The following is a 24,457-nucleotide window of genomic DNA, read 5'->3' as shown; positions in this document are numbered from 1 at the left end:
CCGGCCGGGCCGCCGTCACAGTTTCCCGCCGCGCCCGCCGTCGCGCCGCGCGGGCGCGATGAGCGTCGACAGATACGGCAGCGGGCCGTCCTCCAGCTCCGACGCCGGACGGATGGACTCCTCGGGCAGCCCGAGCGCCGACCCCCACACGGCGCCCTCGGCACGGCCCGTCTCCGCGAGCGCCGCCGCCACGTCGTGCGCCAGGCGCCCGAACTTGTACGCCACGACCGTGCCGGGCCCGGCCAGCGCCTCCCTCAGCACCGTGGCGCCCGCCGTGACCGGGACGAGCGTCAACGGCTCCGTCCCCTCGGTCAGTACGGCACCGCTGCGCGCCGCCAGGTCCTGCATCGCGGTGATCCCGGGCACCGTCTCGACCTCCGTCCCCGGCACCAACTCGCCCACCGTCTGCGCGAGATAGGTGAACGTCGAATACACGTTCGGGTCCCCGATCGTCGCGAACGCCACCGTGCCGTGCGTCCGCAGCAGCTCCGCGACCCGCTCACCTGCGGCGTCCCATGCGGCCCCCCGCCGCGCCCGGTCCGTCCGTTCGTTGAGCGCGAAGACGACCCGTACGACCTTGTCGTCGGGGACGTAGTGCAGCACGGTCGCCTCGGCGCGGCCGGGCTCGCCGCCGTCCGTGCCGTCGGGCCCCGCCATGACGGGCACGACGACGACGTCGGCGGCCCGCAGGGCGTTGACCCCCTTGACGGTCACCAGCTCCGGATCTCCGGGACCGACCCCGACCCCGATCAGCCTGCTGCTCATATGCGCACGCACCTCTCCACGAACCGACGGGCGACACCGGGCTCCCCGGCCCAGTGCGTGTGCAGATAACTCGCGTGCACGCCCTGTTGTACGAAACCTTCGACCCGGCGTTCAGGGGTGCGGAACCCCCATGCGGGAGCCGCCCCGGCGCCCGGATCCACGACGGTGCGGTGGAACTCGTGCCCGCGCATCCGGGTGCCGTTCACCGCGAGCACGCTGTCCGACACGGCCACGGCGTCCCGGTAGCCGAGCGTGAGCCGCTCCGACATCCGGGCCTCGGCGTCGACGACGCCGCACATCGGCAGGCCGTCGAGCGACCGCGACAGATACAGCAGCCCGGCGCATTCGGCCGCGACGGGTGCCCCGGCGCGCGCCAGTTCGCCGACGGCCTTCCGCAACGGCTCGTTGCCGGACAGCTCCGCCGCATGGACCTCGGGGAAGCCGCCCCCGACGACCAACCCGGCGGTGCCGTCCGGCAGTTCCTCGTCCCGCAGCGGGTCGAACGTCACGACGTCCGCCCCGGCCGCGTCGAGCAGCTCGGCGTGCTCGGCGTACGAGAAGGTGAAGGCCGCCCCACCGGCCACCGCGACGACCGGGCGCCCGGGGCCGCGCCCACCCGTGCCGCCCGCCACCGCGGCGTCGGCCGGGGGAACGCAAGCGCCCTCGGCCACGGCTGTGGCCGCGTCCCAGGCCGCCCCGGGCAGCGCGGGCGCACTGCGCGCCAGCGCGAGCAGCGCGTCCAGGTCGCAGCTCCGGCGCACCTGCGCGGCCAGCGCCCGCACGGCGCCCACCGCGTCGGGCCGCCGCTCGGCCACCGGCACGAGACCCAGGTGCCGGGACGGCGTCCCCACCTCCGCCTCCCGGCGCAGGGCGCCGAACACCGGCACCCCGGACTCGTCCAGCGCCTCACGGAGCAGCGTCTCGTGCCGCTCCGACCCCACCTTGTTCAGGATCACCCCGGCGACCCGCACCTCGGGATCCCAGGAGGCGAAGCCGTGCACCAGCGCCGCCACGGACCGCGACTGCGAGGAGGCGTCGACGACGAGCACGACGGGCGCCCGCAGCAGCTTCGCGACATGGGCCGTCGAAGCGAGTTCTCCGTGGCCGGACGCACCGTCGAACAGGCCCATCACCCCCTCGACCACGGCGAGATCGCAGCCCCGTGCGCCGTGTGCGAACAGCGGAGCGATCAGGTCCGGGCCGCACAGGAACGCGTCGAGGTTGCGCCCCGGCCGCCCGGTGGCCAGGGCGTGGTACCCGGGGTCGATGTAGTCGGGGCCGACCTTGTGCGGCGACACGCCGAGACCCCGCTCGGCGAACGCCGCCATCAGCCCCGTGGCCACCGTGGTCTTGCCACTGCCGGAAGCCGGCGCGGCAACGACCAGCCGAGGCACCGACATCACCACTCGATGCCCCTCTGGCCCTTCTGGCCCGCGTCCATGGGGTGCTTGACCTTGGACATGTCGGTGACGAGGTCGGCGAACCCGACCAGCTTCTCCGGGGCGTTGCGCCCCGTGATGACCACGTGCTGGGTCCCGGGCCGGTCCCGCAGGACCTCCACGACCTCGTCGACGTCCACCCATCCCCAGTGCAGGGGGTAGGCGAACTCGTCGAGCACGTACAGCTTGTACGTCTCGGCCGCCAGGTCCCGCTTGACCTGCTCCCAGCCCTCACGGGCCTTGTCCTCGTTGCTGAGCTCGCCGTCGGCGGGCGCGCGCTGGATCCATGACCAGCCCTCGCCCATCTTGTGCCAGTCGACGCTGCCGCCCTCGCCGGACGCGCCCAGCACCCGCAGTGCGTTCTCCTCGCCGACCTTCCACTTCGCCGACTTGACGAACTGGAACACCCCGATCGGCCACCCCTGGTTCCAGGCGCGCAGCGCGAGCCCGAACGCGGCCGTCGACTTGCCCTTGCCGATACCGGTGTGCACGACGACGAGCGGACGGTTGCGGCGCTGGCGGGTGGTGAGTCCGTCGTCCGGAACGACGTTCGGCTGTCCCTGCGGCATCAGGCGGCCCTCCTTCCGGCGCCGCGCCCGGCGCCCCGAACATCCGTGCCGGGCCCCGTGCCCTGCACATCCCTGACCAGTCCCGCGATGGAGTCCGCGCGCAGGTCGCCGAGCGAGACGGCCGTGCCGCCCAGATCGCCGGCCAGCCGGCCCGCGAGGCCGAGCCGCACGGGCCCCGACTCGCAGTCCACGACGACGGACGCCGTGCCGTCGGCGGCGAACAGCCGCGCGGCACGCGAGGCCTGCGTCACCGGCTCGACCCCACCGGTGGCCCGCCCGTCGGTCACCACGACCAGCAGCGTCCGGCGCGCCGGGTCCCGCAGCCGCTCGACACGCAGTACCTCGTGCGCCTTGAGCAGCCCGGCGGCCAGCGGCGTCCTGCCGCCCGTGGGCAGCGACTCGAGACGGGTGGCGGCCGCGTCCACCGACGAGGTCGGCGGCAGCGCGACCTCGGCGGAGGAGCCCCGGAAGGTCACCAGGCCCACCTTGTCGCGCCGCTGGTAGGCGTCGAGCAGCAGCGACAGCACGGCGCCCTTCACGGCGCTCATCCGCTGCCGCGCCGCCATCGACCCGGAGGCGTCGACGACGAACAGCACCAGGTTGCCCTCGCGCCCCTCGCGCGTCGCCTGCCGCAGGTCGTCGCGGCGTACGACCAGTCCGGGCCCCGACCGTCCGCGCGCCCGCTGGTGCGGCGCCGCCGCCTGCACGGTCGCCGCCAGATGCAGTTTGGTGAGCGCGCCGCGGGGCCGGCGCGCCCCGGTCGTGCGGCCGTGCTCGGTACGGGCCCTGGAGCGGCGCCCCGCGGCGCCCTCGCCGAGACCGGGCACGGTCAGCACCTTCGTACGGAACGGCTCTGCGGCGCGCACGGCGGCCTGCTCGGCACCGGAGCCGCCGCGCCCCTCGCCGTCGTCGGACGGCCGGCCCATGGAGTGGCCCGGGTCGCTCGCTCCGTCGGCTCCGTCGGCCTCGGCGCTCTCCGGCGCCGGACCCTCGGCGTCGCCGTCCCGGGGCGGCGCGTCCGGACCGCCGTCCTGCGGCGGCCGGCCGCCGCCCCCGTCCGGACCGTCGGGGTCCGGGTCGTCGTCCTCGTCCGCAGCGAACTGCTCCAGCGTCTCGTCGAGTTTGTCCTCGTCGAGACCCGGCGCGTCGAAGGGGTTGCGGCGGCGCCGGTGGGGGAGAGCCAGCAGCGCGGCCTGCCGCACGTCCTCGGCGAGCACCTCGGTGCGGCCCGCCCAGGCGGCCAGCGCGGTCGCCGTGCGCGCCATCACGATGTCCGCGCGCATCCCGTCGACCTCGAAGGCCGCACAGGTCGCGGCGATCTGCCGCAGCGCACCGTCGCCCAGCCGGACCGACGGCAGCAGGGCCCTCGCGGCCACGATCCGCCCGCGCAGCGCCTGCTCCTCGTCGGCCCAGCGTCCCGCGAACCCTTCCGTGTCGTCGTCGTAGGCGAGCCGCCGCCGCACCACCTCGACGCGCTGGTCGGGTTCGCGGGACGCCGACACCTCCACGGTCAGCCCGAACCGGTCGAGCAGCTGCGGCCGCAGCTCGCCCTCCTCCGGGTTCATGGTGCCGACCAGCAGGAAGCGGGCGGCGTGCCGCACGGACACGCCCTCGCGCTCGACGTACGACGCGCCCATCGCCGCCGCGTCGAGCAGCAGGTCGACCAGGTGGTCGTGGAGCAGGTTGACCTCGTCGACGTAGAGGATGCCGCGGTGCGCGTCCGCGAGCAGGCCGGGCTCGAACGCCTTCACGCCCTCTGCCAGCGCCCGCTCGATGTCCAGCGCGCCCACCAGCCGGTCCTCGGACGCGCCCACGGGCAGCTCCACCATGCGCGCCGGGCGCGGCCCGCCGGAGCCCGCCTCGTGCGGGCCGTCCGGGCACCCCGGATCCGGTGCGGCGGGGTCGCACGAGAACCGGCACCCGGCGACGACCTCGACCTGCGGCAGCAGCGTCGAAAGCGCCCGCACGGCCGTGCTCTTCGCGGTGCCCTTCTCGCCGCGCACGAGCACACCGCCGACGGCCGGCGACACGGCGTTCAGCAGCAGCGCCAGCCGCAGATCGTCCTGCCCGACGATCGCGGTGAACGGATAGGGGGTACTCACTCGTCGCCCTCCAGGTCGCCTTCCAGCTCCAGATACGTGGCGCGCAGCCGCTCCAGCGTGTCCGCGTCCGGCTCCGCCCACAGCCCGCGCTCGGCGGCCTCCAGGAGCCGCTCCGTGATGCCGCGCAATGCCCACGGGTTGGACTTCTTCATGAAGTCGCGGTTCTCGGCGTCGAAGACGTACTCGGCGCTGAGCTTCTCGTACATCCAGTCGTCGACGACCCCCGCCGTGGCGTCGTACCCGAAGAGGTAGTCGACGGTCGCCGCCATCTCGAACGCGCCCTTGTAGCCGTGCCGGCGCATCGCCGCCATCCAGCGCGGGTTGACCACGCGGGCGCGGAACACGCGGTGCGTCTCCTCGCCCAGGGTGCGCGTGCGCACCTGGTCCGGTACGGCGCTGTCGCCCACGTACGCCTCGGGCGAGGCACCCGTGAGGTGGCGCACCATCGCCACCATGCCGCCGTGGTACTGGAAGTAGTCGTCCGCGTCGACGAGGTCGTGCTCGCGTGTGTCGACGTTCTTCGCGGCCACCGCGATCCGCTTGAACGCGGTCTCCATGTCCCCGCGCGCGGCGCGCCCGTCGAGCCCGCGCCCGTACGCGTAGCCGCCCCACACCGCGTACACCTCGGCGAGGTCGGCGTCCGAGCGCCAGTTGCGCGCGTCGATGAGCGGCAGCAGCCCCGCTCCGTACGCACCCGGCTTCGAGCCGAAGATGCGGGCCGTGGCGCGCCGCCGGTCGCCGTGCTCGGCCGTGTCCTCGTCCGCGTGCGCCCGTACGTAGTTGCGGTCGGCCGGCTCGTCCAGCTCCGCGACCGTACGGACCGCGTCGTCGATCAGCGCCACGACGTGCGGGAAGGCGTCCCGGAAGAAGCCGGAGATGCGGACCGTGACGTCGATGCGCGGCCGGCCCAGCTCCTGGAGGGGAACCACCTCGAAGCCGGTCACCCGGCGCGAGGCGTCGTCCCACACCGGGCGGCAGCCCAGCAGCGCCAGGATCTCGGCGATGTCGTCGCCCTGGGTGCGCATCGCGGAGGTGCCCCAGACCGTCAGACCAACGGACTTCGGGTAGGTGCCCGTGTCGCTCAGGTAGCGCGCCACGAGGGAGTCCGCGAGCGATTGTCCGACCTCCCAGGACAGCCGGGAGGGGATCGCCTTCGGGTCGACGGAGTAGAAGTTGCGGCCCGTCGGGAGGACGTTCACCAGACCGCGCGTCGGCGAACCCGACGGGCCCGCCGGGACGTAGCCGCCGTCCAGCGCGCGCAGGATGTGCGCGATCTCGTCCGTCGTACGGGCCAGCCGCGGCACCACCTCGCGGCACGCGAACTCCACCACGGCCACCGCGTCGGCGAGTTCCGTGCCCACGGCCTCGCGGACCACGGCGGGCGCATCGGCGACGGCCCAGCCGCGGGTCTCCATGGCCTCGGCGACCCGGCGGCACAGCTGCTCCAGCAGGTCGATCGTGTCGGCGGCGGTCCGGGAGGGACCGGACACCAGCTCCGTCAGCTCCGCCGGCACCTTCACCGGCGTTCCCGGCGCCGCCAGCAGCTCCTTCTCGTCGAGCCCGAAGTGGGCCGCGAGACAGGCGCGCAGGCCCGGCAGCGCGTGCGCCTGCCCGCCCCACACCTGGGAGGCCCGCAGCACGGCCAGCACCAGATTGACCCGCGGCTCACCGACCGGCCCGCCGCCGAGGATGTGCAGACCGTCACGGATCTGCACGTCCTTGATCTCGCACAGATAGCCGTCGATGTGCATGACGAACTCGTCGAAGGCGTCGTCGTCGGGCTGCTCGTCGACATGCAGGTCGTGGTGGAGCTCCGCCGCCTTGACCAGCGTCCAGATCTGGGCGCGCACGGCGGGCGCCTTCGCCGGGTCCAGGTCGGACACGAGCGCGTACTCGTCGAGCAGCTGCTCCAGCTTCGCCAGGTCGCCGTAGGTGTCGGCGCGCGCCATCGGCGGCACCAGGTGGTCGACGACCGTGGCATGCCCGCGGCGCTTGGCCTGGGTGCCCTCGCCGGGGTCGTTCACGATGAACGGATAGATGAGCGGCAGATCGCCCAGCACCGCGTCCGGGGCGCAGCCGCCGGACAGTCCGAGGCCCTTGCCGGGCAGCCACTCCATGGTGCCGTGCTTGCCCATGTGCACGATCGCGTCCGCGCCGAAGGTGTTGTCCAGCCAGCGGTACGCCGCCATGTAGTGGTGCGACGGCGGCATGTCCGGGTCGTGGTAGATCGCGATGGGGTTCTCGCCGAAGCCGCGCGGCGGCTGGATCATCACGACGACGTTCCCGAACTGCAGGGAGGCCAGGACGATGTCGTCGCCGTCGACGTACAGGCTGCCCGGGGGCTCGCCCCAGGCCTCCAGCATGGCCTCGCGCAGCTCCGGGTCGAGCGTGTCGAACCACGCCCGGTAGTCGGCGAGCGGCACGCGCGCGGGTGCCGCCGACAACTGCTCCTCGGTCAGCCACTCCACGTCGTGGCCGCCGGCCTCGATGAGCCGGTGGATCAGCTCGTCGCCGTTGTCGGGGTAGCCCTCGACGGCGTATCCCGCGTCCCGCAGGGCGTCGAGCACCCGCACAGCCGAGGCGGGGGTGTCCAGACCGACCGCGTTGCCGACGCGCGAGTGCTTCGTCGGGTACGCCGTGAAGACGAGGGCGAGCTTCTTGTCCTCGTTCCGCCGGTGCTTCAGCCGGGCGTGGCGCACGGCGATGCCCGCGACCCGGGCGGCGCGCTCGGGGTCGGCCCGGTACACCGGGACGTCGTCGGGGCCCTGCTCCTTGAAGGAGAACGGCACCGTGACGAGGCGCCCGTCGAACTCGGGGATCGCGACCTGCATCGCCGCGTCCATGGGGGAGAGCGCCGCGTCGGACTCCGCCCAGGCGGCGCGCGACGTGGTCAGGCACAGGCCCTGGAGGACCGGGATGTCGAGCTCGGCCAGCGCGCCGATGTCCCAAGCCTCCTCGTCGCCGCCCGCCGACGCCTGCGAGGCGTGCGTGCCGCCGGCCGCGAGGACCGTCGCGACCAGCGCGTCCGTCCGCCCCAGCAGCTCGTACAGTCCGGCGTCGGCGCCGCGCAGCGAACCGCAGTACACCGGCAGGGCGTTGGCGCCGCGCGCCTCGATCGCGTCGCACAGGGTGTCCACGAACGCCGTGTTCCCGGAGAGTTCGTGCGCCCGGTAGAACAGCACGCCGACCGTCGGGCGCCCCGCCACGGACGGGCGCTCGCCGTGGACGCCGTACTCCGGCATCCTGCGCGGCTCCTCGAAGCCCTCGCCGGTCAGCAGCACCGTGTCGGACAGGAACCGCGCCAGTTCGGCGAGGTTGTCCGGGCCGCCCTCGACGAGATAGCGCAGCGCCTCCGCGACCACACCCGCCGGTGCCGACGACTCGGCCATCAGCTCCGCGTCGGGCACCGACTCGCCGCCCAGCAGGACCGTCGGCAGCCCGGATGCCTTCAGCGCCGCGAGCCCGTCCTCCCAGGCGCGCTTGCCGCCCAGCAGGCGTACGACGGCGAGGTCCGCGCCCTCGACCAGCGCGGGCAGTTCCTCCCGGACGTCCACCCGGGTCGGATTGCCGATCCGGTAGGGCGCGCCCGAGGCACGGGCCGCCAGCAGGTCCGTATCGGCGGTGGACAACAACAGCACGGTGCTCATGGCGCTCCCGGTGGAATGAAAGGCAGTCCCGACGGAGCGCCCGACTCGATGAGCCGCAGCAGCGCGTCCGTATCCGCGTGTTCTTCGATCAGATCGCCGAGCCGGTCGAGCTGCTCCTCGCGCAGCGCGCCGAACGACGTGTCGGGCGAGGGCACGAAGCGGCGGCCCGCGGCGGCGGCCACCTCGCGCAGAAAGGCGCGCCGGAACCCGTCGGACTCCAGCGAGCCGTGCCAGTGCGTGCCCCACACCGGGCCCACCCGGCAGCCGTCCAGGGGGTGTCCGGCGTCGTCGCACATCAACGCGTCGCCGCCCAGCACCTCGGCGACGCCGTGATGGATCTCGTATCCCTCGACGTACTCGCCCAGCGCCCTGCCGGACGGACGCGTGAGCGTCTTCTCCCGTGCGAAGCGCACCCGCACGGGCAGCAGTCCGAGACCGTCCACGGAGCCCGCACGTGACTCCACCTCGTCCTCGATGTGCTCGCCCAGCAGCTGGTAGCCGCCGCAGATCCCGAGCACCGGGCGCCCCTCGGCGGCCCTGCGTGCCAGGGCCGCCGCCAGACCGCGTTCCCGCAGCCACTCCAACGCCCGTACCGTGCCCCGGGTCCCCGGCACGATCACCAGGTCGGCGTCGGCGGTCTCCTCGGGGCGGTCCACGAACCGCACGACCACGCCCGGCTCGGCGGCGAGCGCGTCGACGTCCGTGAAGTTGGACATGAGAGGGATCGCGCAGACGGCGACCCGCAGCACGTCCTCGCCGACCGGCGGCGCCACGACGGACTCCCGCACCGTGCCCCGCAGCGACACCCGCAGCCCGTCCTCCTCGTCGATCCCGAGGCCGTGCCGGTAGGGCAGAACGCCGTAGGACGGCCGTCCGGTGAGGTCGCGCAGCATGTCGAGACCGGGTTCCAGCAGCGACACGTCGCCGCGGAACTTGTTGACCAGATACCCGGCGACGAGCTCCTGGTCCGCGCGGTCCAGCAGCGCGGTCGTACCGAAGAACGACGCGAACACCCCGCCGCGGTCGATGTCGCCCACGACGAGCACGGGCAGCCGCGCGGCCCGCGCGATGCCCATGTTCACGATGTCCGTCCGCCGCAGATTGATCTCGGCCGGACTGCCCGCCCCCTCGCAGATCACGGCGTCATGGCTGCCCCGCAATTGCTCCAGGCACTCCAGGACGGTCCCGAGCAGCGCCTCCTGCCGCCCGCCGTGGTAACCGCGTGCGCTCAACTCGCCCACCGGCCTGCCCATGAGCACCACCTGGCTGCTCCGGTCGCTCCCCGGCTTGAGCAGCACCGGGTTCATCAGCGCACTGGGCTCCACCCGGGCGGCCTGCGCCTGCATGGCCTGTGCCCGTCCGATCTCGGCACCCTCGCGGGTCACGAAGGAGTTGAGGGACATGTTCTGCCCCTTGAAGGGGGCGACCTTGACCCCCTGTCGGACGAGCCACCGGCAGATCCCGGCGGTCACGACGCTCTTGCCCGCGTCCGACGTGGTGCCCGCGACCAACAGTCCGCCACCGCTCATGACGTCCCCCTCCACAGCCGACGACGGCCGGCACCCACGGCGATGCCCGCCCCGAGGGCGAGCCAGCTCACCCGACGCGACAGCCGCACCGCCCGTTCCACGTCGGCCACGCCGACGGTCCGTCCGGCGCCGTTGAGCACGGGCCGGTGTTCCACCCGCCCCCCGTAGGACAGCGTTCCGCCGAGCCGTACGCCGAGTGCCCCGGCGAACGACGCCTCCACGGGGCCCGCGTTGGGACTCGGATGCCGGTCCGCGTCGGCACGCCACGCCCGCAGGGCGCCCCGTGGGTCGTCGCCCGCGATGGCGGCCAGCGCCGCGGTGAGCCGGGCCCCCGGCCATCCGGCGAGGTCGTCCAGCCGCGCCGAGGCCCAGCCGAACCGCCGGTACCTCGGCGACTTGTGCCCCACCATCGCGTCCAGCGTGTTGACGGCCCGGAACCCGACCAGCCCCGGAACACCGCCCAGGGCGCCCCAGACCAGCGCCCCCACGACCGCGTCGGAGGTGTTCTCGGCGACGGACTCGACCACGGCCCGGGCGATTCCCGGGCCGTCCAGCGCCTGAGGGTCCCGTCCGCACAGATGGGGCAGCCGCTCCCGCGCCCCCTCGACGTCCCCGGCCTCCAGCGCGGCGCCGACGGCCCGCGCCTCCCGGCCCAGTGACGTACCGCCGACGACGGCCCAGGTCGCTGCCGCGGTCAGTGCGACGGAGGCGGTACCGGAGGTGCGGACGGAACGCGCGGCAAGCGCTGCGAGTCCGGTGGCGCCACCCGCGCACACCAGGGTGTGCAGCGCTCCCCACCCGCGGTGGTCGCGCCACAGCACGCGTTCCACGGCGCTCGCCGCACGTCCGAATCCGGCGACCGGATGCCCGCGGCGGGGATCGCCGAACAGGAGGTCACCGAGGAGGCCGGCGGTGGCGCCGTACGCGAAGACACGTTCGCCACGCATCGGTTCAGGCCGCCGTTACGCCTCTGGAAACCCTCGTACGCGTCGTGTGCACAGAATCGGGTGACGGGCAGCCCGGCATCGCTGTATGTCCTCACTCAGGGTCCGCGCCCTGGTTCGACGGAAACGACGACGAGAGTCTCCTGGCTCCCGGATCCGCAGCTCCCCCGGTCTTCCAACCCCATGGTGCGGGCCGTGACTTCCGGTGTGGGGGAGTGCTCCCCGGTGACAGTGGCGGGACCGCGCCGGATTCGCACCGGCTTCCTCTCCTGCCGCCGTACATGGCCCGGGCAGTCCACCACGCCCCGAGAACACCCGTCAACTTGCCGCTGACCTGCGACGGGGGAGTGTGCGCAGGCACACATGCGCCCTGTGCGCGGGGGCACACGACAGCGCACGTGGGCGCACACGACAGCGCGCGCGGGGCGGGGACGACCGAGCGTCCCGCACCCCACGCGCGCGTGGTGCTGCTGTTGTCCTGCCGTGGCCCGGGTCAGGCGACGATCAGGAAGATCCCGTAGCCGACGGCCGCCGCGCACGCCGCGAAGCAGACGTACGCACCGGTGACCGCGAGGGCCGCGGAGCCGCCGCCCTGTGTTGCCGAGGTCTCCCGCTTGGAGAGTCCGACGACGCCGAGGGTGAACAGGCCGACGAGGCCGACCGTGACCATGAGGCTCACTCCGAAGACGGAGCCGAGAGCTGCCCAGTCGATGTTCATGCCGTTCTTTCCTTACACCCTGGCCGGGCGGCCGGCGGAGTCGGCGGCCGAGCCGGCCGCGACGGTGGTCTTCAGATCGTCGCTCTCGCCGTCGGTCTGCGTGCCGTCGCCCTGTGCGGGAACGGCGGCCACGGTGCCCGCCGGGGGCGGCGTGACGGCGGCGATCGCGGTCGTCACGGCTCCGGCCGGCTCGGCCTCGACGTCGTTGACGTTGTCACGGGTGACCGGCTTGCGGCGGGACAGCGTCCAGATGACGCCCGCGCCGGCCACGAGCAGCACACCGGTGGTGACGATGCCCCAGGTGCCCTGCTTGCTCAGGAACTCGGCGCTCGCACCGACCAGACCGGCGGCGGGCAGCGTCAGGCCCCAGGCGATGAGCATCCGGGTCGCCGTGGACCAGCGGACCACGCTGCCCTTGCGGCCCACGCCCGCGCCCATGACGGCGCCGGAGCAGACCTGGGTGGTGGAGAGGGAGAAGCCGATGTGGGACGAGGCCAGGATCGCGGTCGCGGCGCTGGTCTGCGCGGCGAAACCCTGCTGCGGCGCGAGGTCGGTGATGCCCTTGCCCATGGTGCGGATGATGCGCCAGCCGCCCAGGTAGGTGCCGAGCGCGATGGCGAGGCCGGCGGAGGTGATGACCCAGACCGGCGGGTTGGCGCCGGGGTGCAGCACGCCACCGGTGACCAGGGCCAGCGTGATGATGCCCATGGTCTTCTGCGCGTCGTTCGTGCCGTGGGCCAGCGAGACCAGGCCCGCGGAGGCGATCTGCCCGGCGCGGTAGCCCTTGGCGGTCGTCTTCTCGTCGGCCTTGCTGCCGATGCGGTACGACAGGCGGGTCGCCAGCATGGCGGCGAGTCCGGCCACGACCGGGGCGCAGACGGCGGGGATCAGCACCTTGGTGATGACGGTCGAGCCGTCCACCGAGGACCAGCCCGCGGACATGACCGCGGCACCGATCAGCCCGCCGAAGAGGGCGTGCGAGGAGCTGGAGGGCAGACCCAGGAGCCAGGTCAGCAGATTCCAGAGGATGGCGCCGACGAGCGCGGCGAATATGACCTCGGTCCTGATGCCTTCTTCGTTGATGATGCCGCCGGAGATCGTCTTGGCGACTTCGACGGAGAGGAAAGCACCGACGAGATTCAGCACGGCGGACATGGCCACCGCCGTCTTGGGCTTGAGAGCGCCGGTCGAGATGGTCGTCGCCATCGCGTTGGCAGTGTCGTGGAAACCGTTCGTGAAATCGAACACGAGAGCGGTGACGATCACGATCCCGAGGAGAAGCGTGATGTGTTCCATTTACCCAGGCTTCTGTTGGACGTCAGTGGCGTGCCGACCGTAGGCAACCTGGGTGAACGGAAGATGAACTGGGGCCAGATGAGGGGTGTCGTGATGCGGGGTCCGGCCATTCCGCTGCGTCCCCGGGCTGACCTGCGGACTCCACGGGATCTCCGGGGTGGCCGCCGACGGCCCCCCGGCCGCAATCCGGGGCGAGCGTGCCGACCCCGGAATGCCGCGGAATTTCAGGGTCCATGACCTTCCGGGCGGCTCTCGTACGACCCCTTCGCGGGTGCCCGGGCCGCTCCCCGGCGAAACGGCCCGGCGGGCTCGACGAGGCCTGAAAGAGATCCTCGTCACCCCGGCGTCGCCGCGGCCCCGACGGGCGCCGCCGGTCCGTGCGTGCTCCGGTACCCGCCTTCCGGGCGGGACGGCCAATCCTCCCGCGAAGAGCACCGGTGGCGGCGAGGGCCTGCGAGGATCGGCCCATGACGGATCACGGGACGGCGCAGGAGCTCGACCGGGCGTGGGGCGAACTCGTCGCCGCGGCCCGCAGGACCGTGGCGGACGGCCTCGTCGTCGGCACCTCGGGGAACGTGTCGGTACGTGTGGGGGACACCGTCCTGATCACACCGACGGGTGTCCCCTACGACCTTCTCGGGCCGGGTGACGCCGTCGGGGTCGGCCTCGACGGCGAGCAGCTGATCGGCGACCTCGCCCCGACCAGCGAGCTCCCGCTGCACCTCGCGATCCACCGGACGACCCCGGCCCGTGCCGTCGTCCACACGCACGCCGTCCACGCCACGGCCGTCTCCACGCTCGTCCCGGAGCTCCCGCCCATCCACTACATGGCCGGGGCACTGGGCGGAGTGGTCCGGGTCGCCCCGTACGCCCTGTACGGCACCGACGAATTGGCCGAGAGCATGCTCGCAGCACTGGACGGGCGCTCCGGGTGCCTCCTCCAGAACCACGGGACCGTCACCTACGGGGACACCCTCTCCCAGGCCTATGACCGCACCGCCCAGCTCGAATGGATGTGCCGCGTCTGGCTGACGGCCAGATCGGTGCCGGGGCTGTCCCCGTCGCTCCTGTCGGAGGCCCAGCTGAGGGAGGCGGGGGAGAAGCTGCGGGGATACGGGCAGCCCGGCGACTGAAGACCGGGCGTCCGTTTTCCAGTTCCTTGTCGGGTTTGGTATTGAATGCCCGTTATTCCCGATGTATTCCGCCTTTCCCCGGCTGTGCGGATGCACCGTCTCCCCTGGGGGCGCTGCCGCTACGGGACGCAGGGGGCGGACGTACCCGGGCTGGTCCGCTTGCGCGGTGGTGCGACCTGCGCGCCCAAGGGCGGCTTCCCGCGCTGGTGCGGCTTCCGCGCGGTGGCGCGGCTCACCCGCGGGAGGACGGATTCCCGCGGAAGTGCGGCCTCTCCCGGCGGCGCGGCTTCCCACTCGGTGCAAGCTGCCGCGCGGCCGTGCCGCTTCCGTGCGGCAGTGCAGCTCTCCCGCAGGCTGCGGCCTCCGCACAGCGGCACGGCGACCCGCCCGTGGGGACGGTCCGGCTGGCCGTCGCGCGGAACCCCGACAACACTGGACAGGTGCGCACCGCCACAGCGACGGCAGCCGCCGTCACCGCAGCAGTGGGCGCCGGCGCCGCCGCCGTCGCGGCAGGCCGGCTCGCCAGCGACGCCGCCCTGCGGCCGGCCCCGGGGCGCCCGCTGCCCACGGAGCCGCGGCTCACCGTCCATGCGACCGCCCCCGGCAGGATCACGCTGACCCGTGACCTGGCCTCCCTGCGCCCCGGCGTCTACGGGCTCGGCGGCGACGGCTGCCACGCCGTCGTCGGCCCGGTCGTCGGCACCGAGCCGCACGCCGCCGACACCGTGGTACGCCGTCTCGAACGCGTCACCCACGGCACCCTGGCACCGGGCGACGACGTCTGGTTCACCCCCCAGGTGCACATCGGCAACCCCTCCACGGCCCTCGGCCTGGACCACGCCGACGTCGACGTCCCCGGAGAACTCGGCGGTCTGCCCGCCTGGTTCGTGCCGGGCCCCCGCGCCACCTGGGTGCTCACCGCGCACGGCCTGGGCACCACGCGCGAGCACCCCATGGTGGTGATGGACTTCCTGCACCGCCTGCGCCTTCCGGTGCTCGACCTCGCCTACCGCGGGGACCTCGGGGCACCGCCGTCGCCCGACGGCCTCAGTCACCTCGGCGAGACCGAGTGGCGCGACCTCGACGCCGCCATCCGCTACGCCGTGCGGTACGGCGCCGAGCGGGTCGTGCTGTACGGCTGGTCCGTCGGCGCGTCGATGGCCCTGCACGCCGCCGCGCACTCGGCGCTGCGGCACCGGATCACCGGACTCGTCCTCGACTCACCGGTCCTCGACTGGGAGACGACACTGCGCGCCCTCGCGACGGCGCACGGCACGCCGGGTCCCCTGCTGCCGCTCGCGGTGCGCGCCGCCCAGGGCCGGACAGGCCTGCGCGGCGACCGCATCAACCGGGTCGCCGACCCCGGCGGCCTCAGGGTTCCGACGCTCCTCTTCCACGGCCCGGGCGATGCGATCGCCCCCTGGTCGCTGTCGCGCGCGCTGGCCGCGGCGCGGCCCGACCTCGTCACCTTCCACGAGGTGACGGACGCGCCCCACGCGGCGATGTGGAACGCCGCTCCCGAGCCCTACGAGGAGGCGCTCCGCCGCTTCCTCACACCGCTGATGTAGGGCGCCGCAGCGGTGCGCCGCCGCGCCGGAGGGTGCGGTGACCCCGTCTTCCTGCTCCTCCGGCCGGCCTGCCCGCGGCATCGGCGCGGCGCTGCTTGTCGGCTCCTGTGACATTCCGTTTGGGATTTCGGCGCGTCACCCGGAAGACTGCTCCCGTGACGTCCCGTATCCCGCGCGACTCCAGGCTCCGACTCGTCCGCCCACGACCCCTTGCCGCCGCCCCGCGCGCGGTGACCCAGAGGCCGTCCCGACGCCCCGCGCCGCGGCCCCCCGAGGGCACCCCGCCGCCCTCCGAGCTGGCGCGCGCGGCCCGCCGGCAACTCGCCGGTGCCGTGCGGGTGGCCCGCTGGGCGGACACCGCCCTGAGCCCCGGCCGCAACCGCACCGGCCACACCCCGGACAGCCTGGGCACCCTCTCCGACGCGACCGCGGAACGAGCCGGTCGGGACCTGGGCCTGACCACGCGGCAGGTCCGCGCCGAATGGGACATCGCACGGCTGTCCGGACTCGTGGAGGTGCACGGCGACAGCGCCCGCCCGGGGTGGCGGCTGCGTGCCTGGGACCGTGACGACAGCGCCGTACTGCGCGGCTGGGTCGCCCTCTTCGACGCCTGGTCGCTGGCGCACCCGGCGGGCGACGAGCTGCCCGCGGCCGCCGTTGCGGAGGTCGTCGGGGCCATGCCGCAGGTGCTGTCCTTCCTGCAGCTGTCCGCCGGGCCCGTGCCCGTGCAGCAGCTGCTCGACCTGCTCGACCAGCGGGTGACCGAGCTGCGCACCGAACGGTGCGAGATCCCGTACGGCCCGCAGCCCGAGCCCGCCGACGACGCACCGCTGCGGCCGCTGCTCGACTGGGCCCTGCACGCGCTGGCCGACGTCGGCGCGCTCACCTGCGCCGACGGGCAGGCCACGCTCACACCGCTGGGCAGCTGGGCGGTGTGGGTCAAGCTGGAGCAGATCTGCGTGGCCGCCCAGAGCCCCGCAGGCAACATCGAGCAGGCGGCCGAGGACATGCTCCGCGGCTGTGCCCGCCTGCGCCCGAACGCCGCACGCGCCGAGTACCGGGCCTGGCTCGCCGCCCGCACCGTGAGCAGCGCCGTCACCGAACTCATCGCGGCCGCCCGCGGCGAGGATGCGCTGCTGCGCGGACTCGCCTTCGACGCGCTCCGTGTCGTCGGCGCCCCCGCCGAGCCCGCCGTCCGCGCCGTCGTCGACGAGCCGTCGCTGCGGCCCTATGCCCTGCTCTGGCTCGCCGAGCAGGAGGGCGTGGACCCCGAGGACGCCTCCGCGGTGCTGACCCGGGACGAGGCCACCTGGCTCTGGGTGGACACGGCGGCGGCCGTCGCGGACCACGGTGAGGTCCAACTGCTCGTACGTCACCTGGAGTCCGCGCCGCAGCCCACCGTGCCCGCGCTCCTCGACGAGATCCGCGCGGTCGGGCATCCCCGCACCGTCCAGGTCCTCGTCGCTCTCGCCGCGGCCCACCCCGATCCGGCGCTCGCCAAGGTGGTGCGCCGCGCCGCCTTCCAGGTGCACACCGGCGGCGCCTAGGCAGCACCCCGGAGATGTGTTGCGGACGGTGCCGGGTGGCCGCGCCCGGCACCCGCCGCAACACACCCCCGGGCGCGGGCGCTCCTGCGGGGCCCGGCTGTGGGGTGCCGTCCTACCGGGAGCCCAGCTCCGGCGCGTAGGTCCCGAAGCTCCACACATTGCCCTCGATGTCCCGGGCCATGTAGTCCCGCGAGCCGTACTCCTGGTCCGTCGGGGGCATGAGGATCTCCACCCCGTGGTCCGCCGCCCGCCGGTGATGGGCGTCGACGTCGTCCACCACGATGTACACGCCGACCGGGCCGCCGCCCCGCATCGCCTCGTCGAACCTGCCGCCGCGGCCCCTGGAGCCCAGCATCACCGCGCCGTTGCCCTGGGCCAGCTCGGCGTGCATCACCGAGCCGTCCTCGCCCTCGTACACACTCACCTCCGTGAAGCCCAGGGCCTCGGTGAGCTGCTTGATCGCCGCCTTCGCGTCGGTGTACAGGATCGACGGATAGACGCTGGGGCGAGCGGTGTCCCTGCCTGCCATGTGATCACTCCTTGTCGTGGATGCGTGACCCGCGCCACAGTCTTGCACCGGCCACCGACAACGCCCGCCGGAGCGGAGCCGGTCCCCGCCGAGCGGGCGGGACCGGGCAGGTCCGGCAGCGGGCGTGGCGGCCGGGCGCAGGCACGGGTACGTCCACGGGGCCGGGCACGGGTGCGCCGGGACGGCGGACGGGCTCAGCGGAAGGTGTTGCACTGCGCCATGTCGCCCGTCAGATAACCCCGGTAGAACCACTGCTGCCGCTGCTGCGACGACCCGTGCGTCCAGGTCTCCGGGGTCACCCTGCCCTGGAAGCGCTCCTGGATACGGTCGTCGCCGACGGCCGCCGCCGCGTCCAGGCCGTCGCGGATGTCCGCGTCGGTCAGCCTGGTGACCAGCGGGCGCCCGGTCCTCGGGTCGGGTGTGGTCGTCGCGTGGTGTGCCCACACGCCCGCGTAGCAGTCGGCCTGCAGCTCGACCCGCACGGAGTTGCTGTTCGCGCCGGTCACCCCGTCCTGGGTGCGCTGCAGCGTCCCCATCAGATCCTGCACGTGGTGCCCGTACTCGTGCGCCACGACGTACGCCTGGGCGAACGGGCCGCCCGACGAGCCGAACTTCGTCCGCAGGTCGTCGAAGAAGCCCAGATCGAGGTAGACGCGGCGGTCGGCCGGACAGTAGAAGGGCCCGACCGCCGAGGTCGCGGCGCCGCACGCGGTGGTGACCCGGCCCGTGTAGAACACGGTCGGGGAGTCCGTGTAGCGGCCGCCCCTGGCGGCGAACTCCGACCGCCAGAAGTCCTGGACGCTGTTGACCACAGCCACCATGCGGCAGTCGTCCCGGGTGTTGGCGTCGTGCCCTGTGCGGCAGCTCTGGTCGAGCTGCGCCGCCGACGACACCGCGGGCGCGGGACCGCCGCCCGACGACAGGCCGAGCTGATCGGGTCCGACGCCCAGGAACAGAGCCAGCAGGAGCGCGATCAGCCCCGCGAGACCGCCGCCGATGGTCGCCCTGCCGCCGGGGATCCGCCTGCCGCGCACATCCTGCACCTCGGACGTGTCCAGCTCGGCGTCGTCGTCGAACTGCATGGGCGCATCACCCTCTGCCTCGCGTCCGGACGGCTCTCCACCGCCCTGAGCCGAGTATCTGCCAGTTCACGGCGGTCTGCCCGTCTTGCGGATCATGTACGACCGCGGCCGCGGGGGGCCGGGCGTGAGGTGGCACACTCGCCGGGCCCGTCCCGCCGGGCGGCCGTCCGGGCACCGTGCCCCGGTGACGTGCGCCCCATCGGCGACCAGGGCCTCCCCGTCGAAAGTGCGAGCGGGAAAACCGCTTGCGCCGCCCCGTTAGAATTGCCGTCATGGCCATTCTCCTCGTGCATTAGACGGCGTGATCCGCCTCAGCAGCCCACCCCGTCGTCCATCCCGCCCAGGAGTCTGTCCGTGATCACCGCCTCCGGTATCGAGCTGCGTGCCGGTGCCCGTGTCCTCATCGAGTCCGCCACCTTCCGTGTCGCCAAGGGCGACCGCATCGGCTTGGTCGGCCGCAACGGTGCGGGCAAGACCACCCTCACCAAGGTCCTCGCCGGTGAGGGCATCCCCGCCGCCGGAAACGTCGCCCGCTCCGGCGAGGTCGGCTACCTGCCGCAGGACCCGCGCACCGGGGACCTCGACATCCTCGCCCGCGACCGCGTCCTCTCCGCGCGCGGCCTGGACGTGCTGATCAGGAAGATGCGCGAGAACGAGCAGCGCATCGCCACCGGCAAGGGCTCCACGCGCGACAAGGCGATGAAGCAGTACGAGCGCCAGGAGACCGAGTTCCTCACCAAGGGCGGTTACGCCGCCGAGGCCGAGGCCGCGACCATCGCCGCCGCGCTCAACCTGCCCGACCGCGTGCTCGGCCAGCCGCTGCACACGCTCTCCGGCGGTCAGCGGCGCCGTATCGAGCTGGCCCGCATCCTCTTCTCGGACGCGGACACGCTGCTCCTGGACGAGCCGACGAACCACCTCGACGCCGACTCGATCGTCTGGCTGCGCGACTACCTGAAGACCTACCGCGGCGGGTTCATCGTGATCTCGCACGACGTCGAGCTGGTCGAGACGGTGGTCAACAAGGTGTTCTACCTGGACGCCAACCGCTCCACGATCGACGTCTACAACATGGGCTGGAAGCTCTACCAGCAGCAGCGCGAGGCCGACGAGAAGCGCCGCAAGCGCGAACGGCAGAACGCCGAGAAGAAGGCCGCCGCACTCAATGCGCAGGCCGACAAGATGCGCGCCAAGGCCACCAAGACCGTCGCCGCGCAGAACATGGCCCGCCGCGCCGACAAACTGCTCGCGGGGCTGGAGGCCCAGCGCAAGTCCGACAAGGTCGCCAAGCTGCGCTTCCCCGAGCCCGCGCCGTGCGGCAGGACGCCGCTCACGGCCGAGGGCCTGTCGAAGTCGTACGGCTCCCTGGAGATCTTCACCGACGTCGACCTGGCGATCGACAAGGGCTCCCGCGTCGTCATCCTCGGCCTCAACGGCGCCGGCAAGACGACCCTGCTGCGGCTGCTCGGCGGCGTCGAGCAGCCGGACACCGGGGCGGTCGTCGAGGGCCACGGCCTCAAGCTCGGCTACTACGCCCAGGAGCACGAGACCCTGGACCCGGAGCGCACGGTCCTGGAGAACATGCGCTCCGCCGCCCCCGACATGGACCTGGTGGAGGTGCGGAAGGTGCTCGGCTCCTTCCTCTTCTCCGGCGACGACGTGGACAAGCCGGCCGGCGTGCTGTCCGGCGGTGAGAAGACCCGTCTGGCGCTGGCCACCCTGGTCGTCTCGTCGGCGAACGTGCTGCTGCTCGACGAGCCCACCAACAACCTCGACCCGGCCAGCCGCGAGGAGATCCTCGGCGCGCTGCGCACCTACAAGGGCGCCGTCGTCCTCGTCACGCACGACGAGGGCGCGGTCGACGCGCTGCAGCCCGAGCGGATCATCCTGCTGCCCGACGGCGTCGAGGACCTGTGGGGCGCGGACTACGCGGACCTGGTGGCCCTGGCCTGACCCGACCGGGGCCCCGGGTGCCCGCGCGCCCCGCGCGGGACGGCCCGTGCACGGGCCCCGGGGCTCGACCCGGCGGTGATGATCCACTGCGTATGGATCATTCGGCCCATCGGTGATCCGTCATCTGTGTGAGATCTCCTCGTACCCCGGCGTGTCGACGTCGGGTACGCCGGCGGGGCCCGGTTTTACCGGGTCAGAACCGGGGTGCCGTGCTGACCAGCGCCTTCGTTCGGGAACCCGTGGGACCGCGGTCACGCCCGTCACCGGAATGAGCAATTCCGATCGTGAAGATCGACCCTGGGCGGAGATTCCCGTCGGATCGACCTTGCCGAATGGGTGGCCAGGACGCGCGGTAGGGGTGATCATGAGAGTCCAGAGCGCACTTCCCGTGAGGAGGCATCGGGTGGCCGAGACTCTGAAGAAGGGCAGCCGGGTGACCGGCGCCGCGCGCGACAAGCTCGCGGCTGACCTGAAGAAGAAGTACGACTCCGGTGCGAGCATCCGGGCACTGGCCGAGGAAACCGGCCGCTCGTATGGCTTCGTACACCGGATGCTCAGCGAGTCCGGGGTCACGCTGCGAGGACGCGGCGGGGCGACGCGGGGCAAGAAGGCCGCAGCGACCTGACGGGCGGCCGCCCGCCGACTTCGGTGGTGGCCACCCGGTCGGTCCGCAGATCGGCCGGGTGGTTACTGTGCAGTCACTTACGGGTTCGGGTAGAGCACCCGATCCGACTGCACCCATCGGAGGCGCCCCATGGCTTCGCTCGACCCGGTATTCGACAAGGACGGCGTGCGGCTCACCGTCGACGGTGAGCTCGCCACGGTGACGCTGACCAACCCGAGCAAGCGCAACGCCCAGAGCCCTGCCCTGTGGCGCGCGCTTGCCGAAGCCGGTCGGTCGTTGCCCGGCAGCGTCCGTGTCGTCGTGCTGCGTGGCGAGGGCAAGTCCTTCTCCGCGGGCCTCGACCGTCAGGCCTTCACACCGGAAGGCTTCGACGGCGAGCCGTCGTTCATCGATCTGGCGCGCGGGTCGGACGAGCAGCTCGACGCGACGATCGCCGAGTACCAGGAGGCGTTCACCTGGTGGCGGCGCAGCGACCTCGTGTCCATCGCCGCCGTGCAGGGGCACGCCATCGGGGCCGGCTTCCAGCTCGCCCTGGCGTGCGACCTGCGGGTGGCCGCGGAGGACGCGCAGTTCGCCATGCGCGAGACCAGCCTCGGGCTGGTGCCCGACCTCACGGGGACGCATCCGCTGGTCGGGCTGGTCGGATACGCGCGAGCCCTGGAGATCTGCGCGACCGGGCGCTTCGTGCACGCCGACGAGGCCGAGCGGATCGGACTCGCCAACCTCGCAGTGCCCCTCGACCAGCTCGACGGCGCGGTGCGGGATCTGGCAGCCGCGCTGCTCGCCGCTCCGCGGAGCGCGGTCATCGAGACGAAGGCGCTGCTCCAGGGAGCCGGCGGGCGGTCCTACGAGGAGCAGCGCACCGCCGAGCGCGCGGCCCAGGCGCGCCGCCTGCGGGACCTCGCGGGGCTCGGCGACTGATCACGCGCGCCCGCCCGCTTCGCCGCGACGGCCATGTGCCGGGACTCTCGTGCGCGAGGCGGGCGGACGGCTGCTCCGTGCCCGGAAGCGGGCCCGGACGGCCATGCCGCCGCCATGTCCCCCCAACGTCGCCTTCCTGCGGCGTCGGTCCCGCTTCCTGCTTAGTGTGGGCCGAGGAGCAGATCCCCTGTACCTCACGAGAGGGACGTGGACGATGACCGAAGGTGCGTCGACCGAGCAGGCCGGCATCAGGCCGGTGGTGACCAAGCGGGGAGGGGGTGACGCCGCGACCCGTGGACGTACGACCATCGCCGACGGCGTCGTGGAGAAGATCGCCGCGCTCGCCGCACGCGACGTCGTGGGCGTGCACGCCCTGGGGGGCGGCCTCGCCCGCACCCTCGGCGCGGTGCGCGACCGCGTCCCCGGCGGATCCAAGTCCGTGACGCGCGGTGTGAAGGCGGAAGTGGGCGAGGTGCAGACCGCGATCGACCTGGAGCTCGTCGTGGACTACGGCGTGTCGATCGCCGACGTCGCCCGCGCCGTCCGGGAGAACGTGATCATGGCCGTCGAGCGGATGACGGAGCTCGAGGTCGTCGAGGTCAACCTCGCGGTCAGCGACGTGAAGCTGCCGGACGAGGAGGAAGAGGAGCCGGAGACGCGGCTCCAGTAGCGAGGACCGGCGCAGAACGGCGGCGAGGACCGGCCCCAACGGCGGTGGACCGGCCGTAGGACAGTGAAGAGTACCGGCGTACGCCCGGCGTACGAGGGGGACGGCGACGCACCGCGCAGAGGAGCGGACATGAGCATGGCCATGACCGGCATGATCGCCGGAATGCTGCTGGCCTTCGCCGGATACTTCGGTGGCTTCGGGGCCTTCCTGCTGGTGGCCGCGCTCGGCGCCATCGGCTTTTTCGCCGGGCGATTCCTCGAAGGGGACCTGGAGTTCGGTGACTTCTTCCGCTCACGCGGCGACCGCCGCCGGTGAATCCGGTGAATCCGGTGGATCCCGTGAGCCCCGCGGATCCGGTGGATCCCGTGAATCCGGTGTCGGGCCGGACCGTCCCGGCCGCCGAACGCGGCGCGACCCGGATCGCCGACCGTGTCGTCGCAAAGATCGCCGCGCGGGCGGCCCGGGAGGCGCTCGACACCCTCCCCGAGGGCGGCGCACCGCCGCACGCCACCGTCACCGTGCACCGCGACACCGCCCGCGTCCGGGTCGGCGTCGAACTCGACTACCCCTGCGACATCGGCGGCCAGTGCGGCGCGGTGCGTCGTCATGTGGTCGAGCGGGTAGGTGCGTTGGCGGGAATGGACGTGCGCGAGGTCGCCGTCGAGGTGGAGCGGCTGCACTCGCCACGGACCCGCGGAGCGGAGCGGCGGAGGACACGATGAGCGAGCCCCAGGGCCCCGGCGGCACCAGCCGGCTCCCCGTCGTCGAGAAGCCCGGCGACACCGGGAAGGCAGCCGGCGCCGGGAGACCGGGCGGCCTCGGCCAGTCCGGTTCCGCGGCCTCGTACGAGCCGGTGCCGATGCCGGACGACGGCGGGCGCAACCGGCGCTGGTGGTCGCGGCGCCGGGTCCCGGCCGGGATCGTCGCGCTGCTCCTCCTCGCCGGGGCGGCACTGCTGCTGTACGACGTCGTCGCGGTGCGCCTCGGCCGGCCCGCCATGCAGTGGCGCAGGACGCTCGCCCACCAGCTCGCCACCCGGCCCCTCGACGACTCCGTGGTACTCGCCGGCGCCGCCCTGGTCGTGGCGCTCGGCCTCTGGCTCCTGCTGCTCGCACTCACCCCGGGACAGCGGACCGTCCTGCCAATGCGGCGCACCCACCCCGACGTCCGCGCCGGGCTGTACCGCACGGCCGCCGCCATGGTGCTGCGCGACCGGGCCATGGAGGTGAGCGGGGTGCAGTCCGCCCGGGTCCGGGTGTCGCGCCGGAAGGCCGACGTCCGTGCGGTGTCCCACTTCCGGCAGCTCGACGACGTCCGCACCGACCTCGACACCGTGCTCGCCGACGGCCTCGCGGACCTGGGGCTCGCCCGGCCGCTCCGCCTCGCCGTGCGCGTCCGCCGGTCCGGCCGAAAGGGGTGA

At 73.4% G+C, this 24,457-nt stretch carries 21 protein-coding genes and 1 riboswitch; of the genes, 10 read left to right on the top strand and 11 right to left on the bottom strand.

Annotation, left to right across the window (positions count from 1 at the left end):
- Positions 1 to 15: 15 nt before the first annotated feature.
- The 9 genes from cobI to ACWCP6_RS23185 form a co-directional block, all read right to left on the bottom strand.
- Positions 16 to 765: a precorrin-2 C(20)-methyltransferase gene (gene cobI / locus ACWCP6_RS23225; protein WP_450934418.1), complete on the bottom strand. Its 750-nt coding sequence runs from the start codon at positions 763 to 765 to the stop codon at positions 16 to 18.
- Positions 762 to 2,165: a cobyrinate a,c-diamide synthase gene (locus ACWCP6_RS23220; RefSeq protein ID WP_450934417.1), complete on the bottom strand. Its 1,404-nt coding sequence runs from the start codon at positions 2,163 to 2,165 to the stop codon at positions 762 to 764. The genes cobI and ACWCP6_RS23220 overlap by 4 nt, the downstream gene beginning before the upstream one ends.
- Positions 2,165 to 2,773, bottom strand: a complete 609-nt coding sequence (gene cobO / locus ACWCP6_RS23215; protein WP_450934416.1) for a cob(I)yrinic acid a,c-diamide adenosyltransferase — start codon at positions 2,771 to 2,773, stop codon at positions 2,165 to 2,167. The genes ACWCP6_RS23220 and cobO overlap by 1 nt, the downstream gene beginning before the upstream one ends.
- Positions 2,773 to 4,875 (bottom strand): putative cobaltochelatase, encoded by a 2,103-nt coding sequence (locus ACWCP6_RS23210; protein WP_450934415.1) that lies wholly within the window; start codon positions 4,873 to 4,875, stop codon positions 2,773 to 2,775. Before ACWCP6_RS23210 ends, cobO begins: the two co-directional genes overlap by 1 nt.
- Positions 4,872 to 8,522 (bottom strand): cobaltochelatase subunit CobN, encoded by a 3,651-nt coding sequence (cobN, locus tag ACWCP6_RS23205; protein ID WP_450934414.1) that lies wholly within the window; start codon positions 8,520 to 8,522, stop codon positions 4,872 to 4,874. The genes ACWCP6_RS23210 and cobN overlap by 4 nt, the downstream gene beginning before the upstream one ends.
- Entirely contained in the window at positions 8,519 to 10,051 is a 1,533-nt protein-coding gene (locus ACWCP6_RS23200; protein ID WP_450934413.1) for a cobyric acid synthase, read from the bottom strand. Before ACWCP6_RS23200 ends, cobN begins: the two co-directional genes overlap by 4 nt.
- Positions 10,048 to 10,998: a cobalamin biosynthesis protein gene (locus ACWCP6_RS23195; protein ID WP_450934412.1), complete on the bottom strand. Its 951-nt coding sequence runs from the start codon at positions 10,996 to 10,998 to the stop codon at positions 10,048 to 10,050. The genes ACWCP6_RS23200 and ACWCP6_RS23195 overlap by 4 nt, the downstream gene beginning before the upstream one ends.
- 133 nt (positions 10,999 to 11,131) lie before the next feature.
- Positions 11,132 to 11,262: riboswitch (cobalamin riboswitch) on the bottom strand.
- 226 nt (positions 11,263 to 11,488) lie between these two features.
- Complete coding sequence (locus tag ACWCP6_RS23190; protein WP_450934411.1) at positions 11,489 to 11,713, bottom strand: hypothetical protein; 225 nt, start codon at positions 11,711 to 11,713, stop codon at positions 11,489 to 11,491.
- 12 nt (positions 11,714 to 11,725) lie between these two features.
- A complete protein-coding gene (locus tag ACWCP6_RS23185) occupies positions 11,726 to 13,009 on the bottom strand; it encodes an anion permease (protein ID WP_450934410.1) in 1,284 nt (427 codons plus the stop codon).
- Between the two features lie 467 nt (positions 13,010 to 13,476).
- Between ACWCP6_RS23185 and ACWCP6_RS23180 the strand changes: the two genes are divergently transcribed.
- The 3 genes from ACWCP6_RS23180 (at position 13,477) to ACWCP6_RS23170 (ending at position 17,257) form a co-directional block, all read left to right on the top strand.
- A complete protein-coding gene (locus ACWCP6_RS23180) occupies positions 13,477 to 14,142 on the top strand; it encodes a class II aldolase/adducin family protein (protein ID WP_450934409.1) in 666 nt (221 codons plus the stop codon).
- 440 nt (positions 14,143 to 14,582) lie between these two features.
- Positions 14,583 to 15,710: an alpha/beta hydrolase gene (locus tag ACWCP6_RS23175; protein ID WP_450934408.1), complete on the top strand. Its 1,128-nt coding sequence runs from the start codon at positions 14,583 to 14,585 to the stop codon at positions 15,708 to 15,710.
- Between the two features lie 155 nt (positions 15,711 to 15,865).
- The gene (locus ACWCP6_RS23170; protein ID WP_450934407.1) at positions 15,866 to 17,257 is read left to right on the top strand and encodes a hypothetical protein; all 1,392 of its coding nucleotides are present in this window, start codon (positions 15,866 to 15,868) and stop codon (positions 17,255 to 17,257) included.
- A gap of 112 nt (positions 17,258 to 17,369) precedes the next feature.
- Here the strand turns inward: ACWCP6_RS23170 and ACWCP6_RS23165 are convergent, their stop codons facing one another.
- Together ACWCP6_RS23165 and ypfJ are read right to left on the bottom strand one after the other, a co-directional pair.
- A complete protein-coding gene (locus tag ACWCP6_RS23165) occupies positions 17,370 to 17,786 on the bottom strand; it encodes a VOC family protein (RefSeq protein WP_450934406.1) in 417 nt (138 codons plus the stop codon).
- A 194-nt stretch (positions 17,787 to 17,980) separates the two neighbouring features.
- Entirely contained in the window at positions 17,981 to 18,868 is an 888-nt protein-coding gene (gene ypfJ / locus ACWCP6_RS23160) for a KPN_02809 family neutral zinc metallopeptidase (protein ID WP_450934405.1), read from the bottom strand.
- Between the two features lie 354 nt (positions 18,869 to 19,222).
- Between ypfJ and ACWCP6_RS23155 the strand changes: the two genes are divergently transcribed.
- The 7 genes from ACWCP6_RS23155 (at position 19,223) to ACWCP6_RS23125 (ending at position 24,457) form a co-directional block, all read left to right on the top strand.
- Positions 19,223 to 20,821 carry an ABC-F family ATP-binding cassette domain-containing protein gene (locus ACWCP6_RS23155; protein ID WP_450934404.1) on the top strand — a complete coding sequence of 533 codons (1,599 nt, stop codon included), beginning with the start codon at positions 19,223 to 19,225 and terminating at the stop codon, positions 20,819 to 20,821.
- Between the two features lie 403 nt (positions 20,822 to 21,224).
- A complete protein-coding gene (locus tag ACWCP6_RS23150; protein ID WP_450934403.1) occupies positions 21,225 to 21,446 on the top strand; it encodes a helix-turn-helix domain-containing protein in 222 nt (73 codons plus the stop codon).
- 129 nt (positions 21,447 to 21,575) lie between these two features.
- Entirely contained in the window at positions 21,576 to 22,367 is a 792-nt protein-coding gene (locus ACWCP6_RS23145; RefSeq protein ID WP_450934402.1) for an enoyl-CoA hydratase/isomerase family protein, read from the top strand.
- 214 nt (positions 22,368 to 22,581) lie between these two features.
- Positions 22,582 to 23,037: an Asp23/Gls24 family envelope stress response protein gene (locus ACWCP6_RS23140; RefSeq protein ID WP_450934401.1), complete on the top strand. Its 456-nt coding sequence runs from the start codon at positions 22,582 to 22,584 to the stop codon at positions 23,035 to 23,037.
- 129 nt (positions 23,038 to 23,166) lie between these two features.
- Positions 23,167 to 23,352, top strand: coding sequence for a hypothetical protein (locus ACWCP6_RS23135; RefSeq protein WP_450934400.1), 186 nt, complete (start codon positions 23,167 to 23,169; stop codon positions 23,350 to 23,352).
- Positions 23,353 to 23,411: 59 nt separating this feature from the next.
- Positions 23,412 to 23,759 (top strand): hypothetical protein, encoded by a 348-nt coding sequence (locus tag ACWCP6_RS23130; RefSeq protein WP_450934482.1) that lies wholly within the window; start codon positions 23,412 to 23,414, stop codon positions 23,757 to 23,759.
- Positions 23,756 to 24,457 carry a DUF6286 domain-containing protein gene (locus tag ACWCP6_RS23125; protein ID WP_450934399.1) on the top strand — a complete coding sequence of 234 codons (702 nt, stop codon included), beginning with the start codon at positions 23,756 to 23,758 and terminating at the stop codon, positions 24,455 to 24,457. Before ACWCP6_RS23130 ends, ACWCP6_RS23125 begins: the two co-directional genes overlap by 4 nt.

The sequence above is a fragment of the Streptomyces sp. NPDC002004 genome (assembly GCF_053593975.1).
The sequence above is the reverse complement of the archived record's forward strand: the minus strand, read 5'-3'. Positions and strand labels throughout refer to the sequence as shown.